This is a genomic window from Streptococcus oralis, assembly GCF_001983955.1.
Lineage (GTDB): Bacteria > Bacillota > Bacilli > Lactobacillales > Streptococcaceae > Streptococcus > Streptococcus jiangnanensis.
In genome coordinates, this window is the sequence record NZ_CP019562.1 from 740,171 (window position 1) to 751,436 (window position 11,266).

14 protein-coding genes are annotated in these 11,266 nt (G+C 43.5%); 13 read left to right on the forward strand and 1 reads right to left on the reverse strand.

Annotated elements, in window-relative coordinates; translation table 11 throughout:
* The 12 genes from proC (at position 1) to BWR56_RS03605 (ending at position 9,343) form a co-directional block, all read left to right on the forward strand.
* A complete protein-coding gene (gene proC, locus BWR56_RS03550; RefSeq protein WP_076984474.1) occupies positions 1-798 on the forward strand; it encodes a pyrroline-5-carboxylate reductase in 798 nt (265 codons plus the stop codon).
* 120 nt (positions 799-918) lie between these two features.
* Positions 919-1,557 carry a dTMP kinase gene (gene tmk, locus BWR56_RS03555; protein WP_076984475.1) on the forward strand — a complete coding sequence of 213 codons (639 nt, stop codon included), beginning with the start codon at positions 919-921 and terminating at the stop codon, positions 1,555-1,557.
* Complete coding sequence (locus tag BWR56_RS03560; RefSeq protein ID WP_076984476.1) at positions 1,554-2,444, forward strand: DNA polymerase III subunit delta'; 891 nt, start codon at positions 1,554-1,556, stop codon at positions 2,442-2,444. Before tmk ends, BWR56_RS03560 begins: the two co-directional genes overlap by 4 nt.
* Before the next feature lie 36 nt (positions 2,445-2,480).
* Positions 2,481-2,798: a DNA replication initiation control protein YabA gene (gene yabA, locus BWR56_RS03565; protein ID WP_000358229.1), complete on the forward strand. Its 318-nt coding sequence runs from the start codon at positions 2,481-2,483 to the stop codon at positions 2,796-2,798.
* A gap of 2 nt (positions 2,799-2,800) precedes the next feature.
* Positions 2,801-3,679: a 16S rRNA (cytidine(1402)-2'-O)-methyltransferase gene (gene rsmI, locus BWR56_RS03570; RefSeq protein WP_001166866.1), complete on the forward strand. Its 879-nt coding sequence runs from the start codon at positions 2,801-2,803 to the stop codon at positions 3,677-3,679.
* A 133-nt stretch (positions 3,680-3,812) separates the two neighbouring features.
* On the forward strand, positions 3,813-5,147 hold the full coding sequence (trmFO, locus tag BWR56_RS03575; RefSeq protein ID WP_000083706.1) for a methylenetetrahydrofolate--tRNA-(uracil(54)-C(5))-methyltransferase (FADH(2)-oxidizing) TrmFO: 1,335 nt from the start codon (positions 3,813-3,815) through the stop codon (positions 5,145-5,147).
* Positions 5,148-5,230: 83 nt separating this feature from the next.
* On the forward strand, positions 5,231-5,968 hold the full coding sequence (gene pyrH / locus BWR56_RS03580; RefSeq protein ID WP_000002996.1) for a UMP kinase: 738 nt from the start codon (positions 5,231-5,233) through the stop codon (positions 5,966-5,968).
* Between the two features lie 7 nt (positions 5,969-5,975).
* Positions 5,976-6,533: a ribosome recycling factor gene (gene frr, locus BWR56_RS03585; protein ID WP_001262235.1), complete on the forward strand. Its 558-nt coding sequence runs from the start codon at positions 5,976-5,978 to the stop codon at positions 6,531-6,533.
* Between the two features lie 59 nt (positions 6,534-6,592).
* Positions 6,593-7,447, forward strand: coding sequence for an RNA-binding virulence regulatory protein CvfB (gene cvfB, locus BWR56_RS03590; protein ID WP_009730017.1), 855 nt, complete (start codon positions 6,593-6,595; stop codon positions 7,445-7,447).
* Positions 7,448-7,458: 11 nt separating this feature from the next.
* On the forward strand, positions 7,459-8,064 hold the full coding sequence (locus tag BWR56_RS03595; RefSeq protein ID WP_042902395.1) for a GrpB family protein: 606 nt from the start codon (positions 7,459-7,461) through the stop codon (positions 8,062-8,064).
* Entirely contained in the window at positions 8,061-8,276 is a 216-nt protein-coding gene (locus BWR56_RS03600; RefSeq protein WP_001232084.1) for a YozE family protein, read from the forward strand. The genes BWR56_RS03595 and BWR56_RS03600 overlap by 4 nt, the downstream gene beginning before the upstream one ends.
* Before the next feature lie 80 nt (positions 8,277-8,356).
* The gene (locus tag BWR56_RS03605) at positions 8,357-9,343 is read left to right on the forward strand and encodes a PhoH family protein (RefSeq protein ID WP_076984477.1); all 987 of its coding nucleotides are present in this window, start codon (positions 8,357-8,359) and stop codon (positions 9,341-9,343) included.
* 50 nt (positions 9,344-9,393) lie between these two features.
* Here the strand turns inward: BWR56_RS03605 and ald are convergent, their stop codons facing one another.
* Positions 9,394-10,506, reverse strand: a complete 1,113-nt coding sequence (gene ald / locus BWR56_RS03610) for an alanine dehydrogenase (protein ID WP_076984478.1) — start codon at positions 10,504-10,506, stop codon at positions 9,394-9,396.
* A gap of 176 nt (positions 10,507-10,682) precedes the next feature.
* Between ald and BWR56_RS03620 the strand changes: the two genes are divergently transcribed.
* A complete protein-coding gene (locus tag BWR56_RS03620) occupies positions 10,683-11,252 on the forward strand; it encodes a GNAT family N-acetyltransferase (protein ID WP_076984479.1) in 570 nt (189 codons plus the stop codon).
* The last annotated feature ends 14 nt before the right edge of the window (positions 11,253-11,266 follow it).

The window sequence follows — 11,266 nt, forward strand, 5'->3', positions numbered from 1 at the left end:
ATGAAGATTGGATTTATCGGTTTGGGGAATATGGGAGCTAGCTTGGCTAAGGCTGTTGTGCAGGCCAAGACGGGTGCTCAGATTCTCCTTGCCAATCGTAGTCAAGCAAAAGTAGATGCTTTCATTGTCAACTTTGGTGGTCAGGCTTCCAGCAATGAAGAAATCTTCGCAGAAGCAGATGTGATTTTTCTAGGAGTAAAGCCTGCGCAGTTTTCTGAACTGCTTGCTCAATATCAGACCATCCTTGAAAAAAGAGAGAGTCTTCTTTTGATTTCCATGGCAGCTGGATTGACTTTGGAAAAACTAGCTAGTCTTATCCCAAGTCAACATCGTATCATTCGCATCATGCCCAATACTCCAGTGGCTATCGGTCAAGGGGTGATTAGTTATGCCATGTCAGCAAACTGTCTTGCTGAGGACGGTGAACTCTTTTGTCAGCTTTTATCCAATGCGGGTCTATTGGTTGAGCTTGGGGATGACTTAATTGATGCGGCGACAGGTCTTGCAGGTTGTGGGCCAGCCTTTGTCTACCTCTTTATCGAGGCTTTGGCAGATGCAGGTGTTCAGTCAGGATTGCCACGAGAAACGGCTTTGAAAATGGCAGCCCAAACAGTAGTTGGAGCTGGACAAATGGTTCTGGAAAGTCAGCAACATCCTGCGGTCTTGAAAGACCAAGTTTGCAGTCCAGGTGGTTCGACTATCGCTGGTGTAGCAAGTCTGGAAGAACATGCCTTTAGAGGTACCGTCATGGACGCAGTTCAGCAAGCCTACAAACGAACACAAGAATTAGGTAAATAAGAGGTTGGGTGACTCCCAGCCTCTTTTATGGTCGATTGAATGGAGAAGACGCAAAAAGATTGTCACAAAAATCTATTTTTTTGATAGAATAGAAGATAGTAAAAAAGAAATGAGTTAGACATGTCAAAAGGATTTTTAGTCTCTTTTGAGGGACCAGAGGGAGCAGGAAAGACCAGTGTTTTAGAGACTCTACTCCCAATTTTAGAGGAAAAAGGAGTAGAAGTGTTGACGACCCGTGAACCTGGCGGAGTCTTGATCGGGGAGAAGATTAGGGAAGTGATTTTGGATCCAAGTCATACGCAGATGGATCCTAAAACAGAGCTTCTTCTCTATATCGCCAGTCGCAGACAGCATTTGGTAGAAAAAGTTCTTCCAGCACTTGAAGATGGCAAGTTGGTCATTATGGACCGCTTCATCGATAGTTCTGTTGCTTATCAGGGATTTGGCCGTGGCTTGGATATTGATGCCATTGATTGGCTCAATCACTTTGCGACAGATGGACTTAAACCCGATTTGACACTCTATTTTGACATCGAGGTGGAAGAGGGGCTGGCTCGCATTGCTGCTAATAGTGACCGCGAGGTCAATCGTTTGGACTTGGAAGGCTTGGACTTGCACAAGAAAGTCCGTCAAGGCTACCTTTCTCTTCTGGACAAAGAAGGAAATCGCATTGTCAAGATTGATGCGAGTCTTCCTTTGGAGCAAGTTGTGGAAACGACCAAGGCTGTCTTGTTTGACAGAATGGGCTTGGCTAAATGAAACAAGAACAACTAAAAGCTTGGCAGCCAGACCAGTTTGACCGCTTTGTCCGTATCCTAGAACAAGATCAGCTCAATCACGCCTATCTCTTTTCAGGTTTCTTTGGAAGCTTGGAAATGGCGCAGTTTTTGGCTAAGAGCCTCTTTTGTAGGGATAAAGTAGGCGTTTTGCCGTGTGAGAAATGCCGAAACTGTAAGCTGATTGAACAGGAAGAATTCCCCGATGTTACCTTGATTAAGCCAGTCAATCAGGTCATCAAGACAGAACGCATTCGGGAATTGGTGGGTCAGTTTTCTCAAGCAGGGATTGAAAGTCAGCAGCAGGTCTTTATTATTGAGCAGGCGGAGAAAATGCATCCTAACGCGGCTAATTCTCTGCTCAAGGTCATCGAAGAACCCCAGAGTGAAGTTTACATTTTCTTCTTGACCAGCGATGAGGAAAAAATCTTGCCAACAATCCGTAGTCGGACCCAGATTTTCCATTTTAAAAAGCAAGAAGAAAAGCTCATCCATCAATTAGAACAAGCAGGTCTGGTCAAGAAAAAAGCAACTCTCTTAGCCCAGTTTTGTCAATCACGTGCTGAAGCTGAAAAGTTGGTCAATCAGGCTAGTTTTTGGACCTTGGTGGATGAGAGCGAACGCCTGCTGACCTGGTTATTAGCTAAGAAAAAAGAGAGTTATTTGCAAGTTGCGAAATTAGCCAGCTTGGTAGATGACAAGGAAAAACAAGATCAGGTCTTGCGAATCCTCGAAGTCCTCTGTGGGCAGGATCTCTTGCAAGCAAGGATTCGACAGATTCTACAAGATTTACTAGAAGCTAGAAAAATGTGGCAGGCTAATGTCAGCTTTCAAAATGCTATGGAATATCTGGTCTTGAAAGAAATATAAACTCAATGAAGGATAAAGAAAGGAAAGGGCTGGTTTATGGACAAAAAAGAATTATTTGACGCGCTGGATGATTTTTCCCAACAGTTACTGGTGACCTTGGCCGATGTGGAAGCCATCAAGAAAAATCTCAAGAGCCTGGTAGAGGAAAATACAGCTCTTCGCTTGGAAAATAGTAAGTTGCGCGAACGCTTGGGCGAGGTGGAAGCAGATACTCCCGTCAAGGCTAAGCATGTTCGTGAAAGCGTCCGTCGAATCTATAAGGACGGTTTTCACGTATGTAATGATTTTTATGGACAACGCCGAGAGCAGGACGAGGAATGTATGTTCTGTGACGAGTTGTTGTACAGGGAGTAGGCATGCAGATTCAAAAAAGTTTTAAGGGACAATCTCCATATGGCAAACTTTATCTAGTGGCAACGCCGATTGGCAATCTAGATGACATGACCTTTCGTGCCATTCAGACCTTGAAAGAAGTGGACTGGATTGCAGCTGAGGACACGCGCAATACAGGACTTTTGCTCAAGCATTTTGACATTTCCACCAAGCAGATTAGTTTTCACGAGCACAATGCCAAGGAAAAAATTCCTGATTTGATTGGTTTCTTGAAAGCAGGCCAAAGTATCGCTCAGGTATCCGATGCGGGTCTGCCTAGTATCTCGGACCCTGGTCATGATTTGGTTAAGGCAGCTATTGAGGAAGAAATTGCAGTAGTGACAGTTCCGGGTGCCTCTGCAGGGATTTCTGCTTTGATTGCCAGTGGTTTAGCTCCACAACCACATATCTTTTACGGTTTCTTACCGAGAAAATCAGGCCAGCAAAAGCAATTTTTCGACTTAAAAAAAGATTACCCAGAAACTCAGATTTTCTACGAATCGCCCCACCGTGTATCAGATACATTGGAAAATATGCTAGAAGTCTACGGTGACCGCTCGGTAGTCTTGGTCAGGGAATTGACCAAAATCTATGAAGAATACCAACGAGGAAAGATTTCAGAGCTACTAGAAAGTATTGCTGAAACGCCACTCAAGGGTGAATGCCTTCTCATCGTTAAAGGTGCAAGTCAGGATGTGGAGGAAAAGGACGAGGAGGACTTGTTTTCAGAAATCCAATCTCGTATCCAGCAAGGCATGAAGAAAAATCAAGCCATTAAGGAAGTTGCGAAACTCTACCAGTGGAATAAAAGCCAACTCTACGCTGCCTACCACGAATGGGAAGAAAATCAAGAAAATGACTAAACAGGGAAGTTTGCCATCTTCCCTTTTTTTGTTATACTAGTAGAAGAAAAATTAGAAAGATTTGTGGGTGTCAAACAGTCTAGTAGCTTGTTTTGATATGAACTTAGGTTCCACCCAAAGAGGTATTAGTGTCGTGTCTCAATCTTATATCAATGTTATCGGTGCTGGTTTGGCAGGTTCTGAAGCAGCTTACCAAATCGCAGAACGCGGTATTCCAGTTAAACTTTATGAAATGCGTGGGGTCAAGTCAACACCTCAGCACAAAACAGACAATTTTGCTGAATTGGTTTGTTCCAATTCCTTACGTGGGGATGCTTTGACCAATGCAGTTGGGCTTCTCAAGGAAGAAATGCGTCGCTTGGGTTCTGTTATCTTGGAATCTGCTGAAGCTACACGTGTTCCTGCTGGTGGAGCCCTTGCGGTGGACCGTGATGGTTTCTCTCAAATGGTGACTGAAAAAGTGGCTAATCACCCCTTGATTGAAGTGGTTCGTGATGAAATTACAGAATTGCCGACTGATGTTATTACAGTTGTCGCTACTGGTCCTTTAACCAGCGATGCCCTAGCTGAAAAGATTCATGCCCTTAATGACGGTGATGGTTTCTATTTCTACGATGCGGCGGCGCCGATTATCGATGTCAATACCATCGATATGAGCAAGGTCTATCTCAAGTCTCGTTATGACAAGGGAGAAGCAGCCTACCTCAATGCCCCTATGACCAAGCAAGAATTTATGGATTTCCATGAAGCATTGATCAATGCGGAAGAAGCCCCGCTCAATTCGTTTGAAAAAGAAAAGTACTTTGAAGGTTGTATGCCTATCGAAGTCATGGCTAAGCGTGGCATTAAAACCATGCTTTATGGTCCGATGAAGCCAGTCGGTTTGGAGTATCCAGACGATTATACAGGCCCTCGTGACGGGGAGTTCAAAACACCGTATGCAGTTGTCCAGCTTCGTCAGGACAATGCGGCTGGTAGCCTCTACAATATCGTTGGTTTCCAAACCCACCTCAAATGGGGAGAACAAAAGCGTGTCTTCCAAATGATTCCAGGTCTTGAAAATGCTGAGTTTGTCCGTTATGGGGTCATGCATCGCAATTCTTATATGGATTCACCAAATCTTCTTGAACAGACTTACCGTTCTAAGAAACAACCAAACCTCTTCTTTGCTGGTCAAATGACGGGTGTAGAAGGCTATGTTGAGTCAGCAGCTTCAGGCTTGGTTGCAGGTATTAACGCAGCTCGTCTCTTTAAGGGTGAAAGTGAAGCTATCTTCCCAGAGACCACAGCGATTGGAAGTCTGGCTCATTACATCACTCACGCTGATAGCAAACATTTCCAACCAATGAACGTCAATTTCGGGATTATCAAGGAATTGGAAGGCGAGCGTATCCGTGATAAGAAGGCTCGTTATGAAAAAATTGCAGAGCGTGCTCTTACCGACTTAGAGGAATTTTTAACGGTCTAATTTTTTTCAAAGAATTGCTCATGATACTATAAAAATCTTAGAAATTGTGATAAAATAGGTAGGATAAAAAAAGGAGAGTAAAAATGGCGAACCCCAAGTATAAACGTATTTTAATCAAGTTATCAGGTGAAGCCCTTGCCGGTGAACGTGGCGTAGGGATTGATATCCAAACAGTTCAAACAATCGCAAAAGAGATTCAAGAAGTTCATAGCTTAGGTATCGAAATTGCCCTTGTTATTGGTGGAGGAAATCTCTGGCGCGGAGAACCTGCTGCAGAAGCAGGAATGGACCGCGTTCAGGCTGATTACACTGGAATGCTTGGGACCGTGATGAATGCTCTTGTGATGGCAGATTCATTGCAACAAGTTGGTGTCGATACGCGTGTACAAACAGCCATTGCCATGCAACAAGTGGCAGAACCTTATGTACGTGGACGTGCTCTTCGCCACCTTGAAAAAGGCCGTATTGTTATCTTTGGTGCTGGTATTGGTTCACCTTACTTCTCAACAGATACAACAGCAGCCCTTCGTGCAGCTGAAATCGAAGCGGATGCCATCCTTATGGCTAAAAATGGCGTAGACGGTGTTTACAATGCCGATCCTAAGAAAGACAAAACTGCCGTTAAGTTTGAAGAATTGACCCACCGTGACGTTATCAATAAAGGTCTTCGTATCATGGACTCAACAGCTTCAACTCTCTCTATGGACAACGACATTGACTTGGTTGTCTTCAATATGAACCAACCAGGCAACATCAAACGTGTCGTATTTGGTGAAAATATCGGAACAACAGTTTCAAACAATATCGAAGAAAAGGAATAAGAAAATTATGGCTAATGCAATTGTAGAAAAAGCAAAAGAGAGAATGACCCAGTCTCACCAATCACTTGCTCGTGAATTTGGAGGTATCCGTGCCGGTCGTGCCAACGCAAGCTTGCTAGACCGTATCCACGTAGAATACTATGGAGTTGAAACTCCTCTTAACCAAATCGCTTCAATTACTATTCCAGAAGCGCGTGTCTTGTTGGTAACACCATTTGACAAGTCTTCATTGAAAGACATCGAACGTGCCTTGAACGCTTCTGATCTTGGTATTACACCAGCTAATGACGGTTCTGTGATCCGCTTGGTTATCCCAGCTCTTACAGAAGAAACTCGTCGTGACCTTGCCAAAGAAGTGAAGAAGGTCGGTGAAAATGCTAAAGTGGCTGTCCGCAATATCCGTCGTGATGCTATGGATGAAGCTAAGAAACAAGAAAAAGCAAAAGAAATCACTGAAGACGAATTGAAGACTCTTGAAAAAGATATTCAAAAAGTAACAGACGATGCTGTGAAACACATCGACGACATGACTGCCAATAAAGAAAAAGAAATCTTGGAAGTCTAAAAATAAACAGAAAAACTCAGTTGGCATTGCTGGCTGAGTTTTATTCGAAAGAAGGAAATATGAATACAAATCTTGCAAGTTTTATCGTTGGACTCATCATCGATGAAAATGACCGTTTTTACTTTGTGCAAAAGGATGGTCAGACCTATGCTCTTGCTAAAGAAGAAGGTCAACATACAGTAGGGGATACGGTCAAAGGTTTTGCCTACACGGATATGAAGCAAAAACTCCGCTTGACCACTCAAGAAGTTACTGCGACTCAGGACCAATTTGGTTGGGGAACCGTAACAGAAGTTCGAAAGGACTTGGGTGTCTTTGTCGATACCGGTCTACCTGATAAGGAAATCGTTGTGTCACTCGATATCCTCCCTGAGCTCAAGGAACTCTGGCCTAAGAAAGGTGATAAACTTTACATCCGTCTTGAAGTGGACAAGAAAGACCGAATCTGGGGACTTTTGGCGTATCAGGAAGACTTCCAACGTCTGGCTCGTCCTGCCTACAACAACATGCAGAACCAAAACTGGCCAGCCATTGTTTACCGTCTCAAGCTATCAGGGACCTTTGTCTATCTGCCAGAGAATAACATGCTTGGTTTCATTCACCCAAGTGAGCGCTACGCAGAGCCACGTTTGGGGCAAGTGTTAGATGCGCGTGTAATTGGTTTCCGTGAAGTGGATCGTACCTTGAACCTCTCCCTCAAACCACGTTCCTTTGAAATGTTGGAAAATGATGCCCAGATGATTTTGACCTACTTGGAAAGCAATGGCGGTTTCATGACCTTAAATGATAAGTCATCTCCTGAAGACATCAAGGCAACCTTTGGCATTTCTAAAGGTCAGTTCAAGAAAGCACTCGGTGGCTTGATGAAGGCTGGTAAAATCAAGCAAGATCAGTTTGGGACAGAGTTGATTTAAACCTTATAGACATGATAAAGAAACTTGAAGAAATGAGTTTAGAGGAACTCTGGCAACTTTTTCCTATTTTTCTAGTAGAGCATAAGTCAGAGTGGAAAGACTGGTATGAATCGGAAAAAACAAGTCTGAAAAAAATATTGGGTGCAAATGTTATTAAAAGAATAGAACATATCGGTAGCACTGCTATCCCTAATATTTGGGCCAAAAATATCGTTGATATTCTGCTAGAAGTAGGTAGAATAGAGGATTTAGCAAGAGTCAGGGATTTATTGGTGAAGAATGGTTGGCTAGTGATGTCGGAGAGTCCTAACAGGATTTCGCTAAATAAAGGATATACAGAGCAGGGATTTGCTGAGAACGTTTTTCATCTACATTTGCGAATGACGGGAGATCATGACGAGATTTATTTTAGAGATTATCTCTGCCAGCATCCAGATATTGCCCAAGCGTATCAGGAATTAAAACTAAGTTTGTGGAAACAATTTGAACACAATCGAGACGCCTATACAGATGCGAAAACGGATTTTATAAACCACTACGTTTCAGAGGCTAAGTCCAGTAATTTTCAAGAATCAGAAAAGTGTCATCAAAAAACTCTTGATAGGAGAAAGAATTGAGAAAATCATTTTACACTTGGCTCATGACTGAGCGCAATCCTAAAAGTAATAGCCCCAAAGCCATCTTGGCAGACCTCGCTTTTGAGGAGTCAGCCTTCCCAAAACACACGGATGATTTTGATGAGGTGAGTCGCTTTTTGGAGGAGCATGCCAGCTTCTCTTTTAACCTAGGAGACTTTGACGCCATCTGGCAAGAATACTTAGAACACTAGAGACAATGAGATGAGGCTAGTATTTTATTGTTCTCTTTGCTATAATAAAAAGAAATAAACGGATTAGAGAGGTTCTTTATTTGAAGGAACATTCAATAGACATTCAACTAAGTCATCCAGATGACTTGTTTCATCTTTTTGGATCCAACGAGCGCCATCTTCGTTTGATGGAAGAAGAACTCGATGTGGTGATTCATGCTCGTACAGAGATTGTGCAGGTTATCGGAGAAGAGGCTGCCTGTGAGGAAGCCCGTCAGGTTATTCAGGCATTGATGGTCTTGGTGAATCGGGGTATGACCGTTGGCACGCCAGATGTGGTGACTGCGATTAGCATGGTCAAAAACGATGAAATTGACAAGTTTGTCGCCCTTTACGAAGAAGAAATTATCAAGGACAATACTGGGAAACCGATCCGTGTCAAAACCTTGGGTCAAAAGCTTTATGTGGACAGTGTCAAACAGCATGATGTGACCTTTGGAATCGGACCTGCAGGGACAGGGAAGACCTTTCTTGCAGTGACCTTGGCAGTAACTGCCCTTAAACGTGGGCAGGTCAAGCGGATTATCCTTACTCGTCCAGCAGTGGAAGCAGGTGAGAGTCTAGGATTTCTTCCAGGTGATCTCAAGGAGAAGGTGGATCCTTATCTTCGACCAGTTTACGATGCCTTGTATCAGATTCTCGGGAAAGACCAAACGACCCGTCTCATGGAGCGTGAAATTATCGAAATCGCGCCCCTTGCCTACATGCGTGGGCGGACCTTGGATGATGCCTTTGTCATTTTAGATGAGGCACAAAATACGACCATCATGCAGATGAAGATGTTCCTGACTCGTTTAGGCTTTAATTCGAAGATGATTGTCAATGGAGATATCAGTCAGATTGACCTGCCACGCAATGTTAAGTCCGGTTTGATTGATGCTCAAGAAAAGCTCAAGAATATTCACCAAATCGACTTTGTTCATTTTTCAGCCAAGGATGTGGTTCGCCATCCAGTTGTCGCTCAGATTATCCGAGCTTATGAACCAGCTTCAGTTAAAAATGAAGAAAAGAAGGAAGAAACAGAATAGCAAAAAAGCAGTTCAGATGTGAACTGCTTTTTTTTAATGAGTGTCTAGCTTTAAACAAGTTCGTCGATAGACGTGTGCTCTTTAGCGAGGCCTTGAGCAACTGGGAGGCTAGTTAAGTAACCTTGATAAGTGGTCACACCTTGACGCAAGCCCTCATCTTCAGCAATTGCTTGTGCGAATCCTTTGCCAGCAAGAGCTTCGATATAAGGAAGAGTGACATTGGTTAGGGCGATGGTTGAAGTACGGGCAACCGCACCAGGGATATTGGCAACGGCATAGTGGAGAACACCGTGTTTTTCATAGACGGGTTCATCGTGTGTTGTCACACGGTCAGCTGTCTCGATAACGCCACCTTGGTCAACGGCAACGTCAACAATGACAGAGCCTGGACGCATTTGTTTGACCATCTCTTCTGTCACCAATTTTGGTGCTTTGGCACCAGGGATGAGAACTGCACCAATCACCACATCAGCATCTCTCACACTTGCTTCGATGTTGAATGAATTAGACATAAGAGTTTGGATTTGGTTTCCAAAGACTTCTTCTAGAACTGAGAGACGCTTCGCACTGATATCTAAAATAGTCACTTGAGCACCAAGACCAAGGGCGATGCGGGTAGCATGTGTACCGACGACACCACCACCGATGATGGTTACTTTTCCTTTTGGAACACCTGGTACACCACCAAGTAGAACACCAGAGCCACCAGCTTGCTTAGTAAGGAAGTGGGCTCCGATTTGAACAGCCATACGACCTGCAACCTCACTCATAGGAACGAGGAGCGGTAGTTGTCCTTGATTGTCACGAACAGTTTCATAGGCAATTCCTGTTGTTTTGGCTGCTAACATAGCTTCTGCTAATTCTGGCGCAGCGGCCATGTGCAAGTAGGTGAAGAGAAGAAGATCGTCGCGCAGATAACCATATTCAGAAGCTAGTGGCTCTTTTACTTTCACGACTAACTCGGCAGCCCAGGCTTCAGCAGCAGTAGCGACAATCTCAGCTCCTTGCTTTTGATAGTCCGAATCAGTAAATCCTGAACCGAGACCAGCATTTGTTTCGATGAGGACGCGATGTCCACGGCTGACTAAACTGTGGACGCCAGCAGGAGTGAGGGCAACGCGGTTTTCGTTATTTTTAATTTCTTTTGGAATTCCGATTAACATAGAGATAACCTACCTTTCAATTGACGGGATTGTTTTAGTTGTCACATTCCAGTTCATAAATCAAAAATGTGATGGTTTTATTGTATATGAAACCGCTTCAAAAATCAAGAAAAACTTGTCATCCAAATTTATTTATGCTAGACTAGTGAGAATCAAACTCTAATGGAGGGAAAAGTATGGAATCAATATTTGTGAAATTTGCCCAGTATCCATCTATAGAAACGGAGCGTTTGTTGCTCCGACCTGTAACCTTGGACGATGCAGAAGCTATGTTTGAGTATGCCTCAGACAGAGAAAATACACGCTACACTTTTCCAACAAATCAAAGCTTAGAAGAAACCAAGAACAACATTGCTCAGTTCTACTTGGCTAATCCCTTGGGACGCTGGGGGATCGAGCTAAAAAGCAATGGTCAGTTTATTGGAACCATTGACTTGCACAAGATTGATCCTATTCTTAAGAAGGCAGCTATTGGTTACATTATCAACCAAAAGTATTGGAATCAAGGATTGACGACAGAAGCCAATCGTGCCGTGATTGAGCTGGCTTTTGAGAAGATTGGAATGCACAAGTTGACTGCCCTTCATGACAAAGACAATCCCGCATCAGGAAAGGTCATGGAGAAATCAGGTATGCGCTTTTCCCACGAAGAACCCTATGCCAGAATGGATAATAAAGAACCAGGACGAATCGTTACAAGAGTTCATTATGTCTTGACCAAGGAAGACTATTTTGCAAATAAATAAGCAGTTGAAAAGAA

Excerpts from the sequence above, each read along its gene's own strand:
- BWR56_RS03620 (WP_076984479.1), top strand. The coding sequence starts at position 10,683 with ATGGAATCAATATTTGTGAAATTTGCCCAGTATCCATCTATAGAAACG.
- tmk (WP_076984475.1), top strand. The coding sequence starts at position 919 with ATGTCAAAAGGATTTTTAGTCTCTTTTGAGGGACCAGAGGGAGCAGGA.
- frr (WP_001262235.1), top strand. The coding sequence starts at position 5,976 with ATGGCTAATGCAATTGTAGAAAAAGCAAAAGAGAGAATGACCCAGTCT.
- yabA (WP_000358229.1), top strand. The coding sequence starts at position 2,481 with ATGGACAAAAAAGAATTATTTGACGCGCTGGATGATTTTTCCCAACAG.
- cvfB (WP_009730017.1), top strand. The coding sequence starts at position 6,593 with ATGAATACAAATCTTGCAAGTTTTATCGTTGGACTCATCATCGATGAA.
- BWR56_RS03560 (WP_076984476.1), top strand. The coding sequence starts at position 1,554 with ATGAAACAAGAACAACTAAAAGCTTGGCAGCCAGACCAGTTTGACCGC.
- rsmI (WP_001166866.1), top strand. The coding sequence starts at position 2,801 with ATGCAGATTCAAAAAAGTTTTAAGGGACAATCTCCATATGGCAAACTT.
- pyrH (WP_000002996.1), top strand. The coding sequence starts at position 5,231 with ATGGCGAACCCCAAGTATAAACGTATTTTAATCAAGTTATCAGGTGAA.
- ald (WP_076984478.1), bottom strand. The coding sequence starts at position 10,506 with ATGTTAATCGGAATTCCAAAAGAAATTAAAAATAACGAAAACCGCGTT.
- BWR56_RS03595 (WP_042902395.1), top strand. The coding sequence starts at position 7,459 with ATGATAAAGAAACTTGAAGAAATGAGTTTAGAGGAACTCTGGCAACTT.
- proC (WP_076984474.1), top strand. The coding sequence starts at position 1 with ATGAAGATTGGATTTATCGGTTTGGGGAATATGGGAGCTAGCTTGGCT.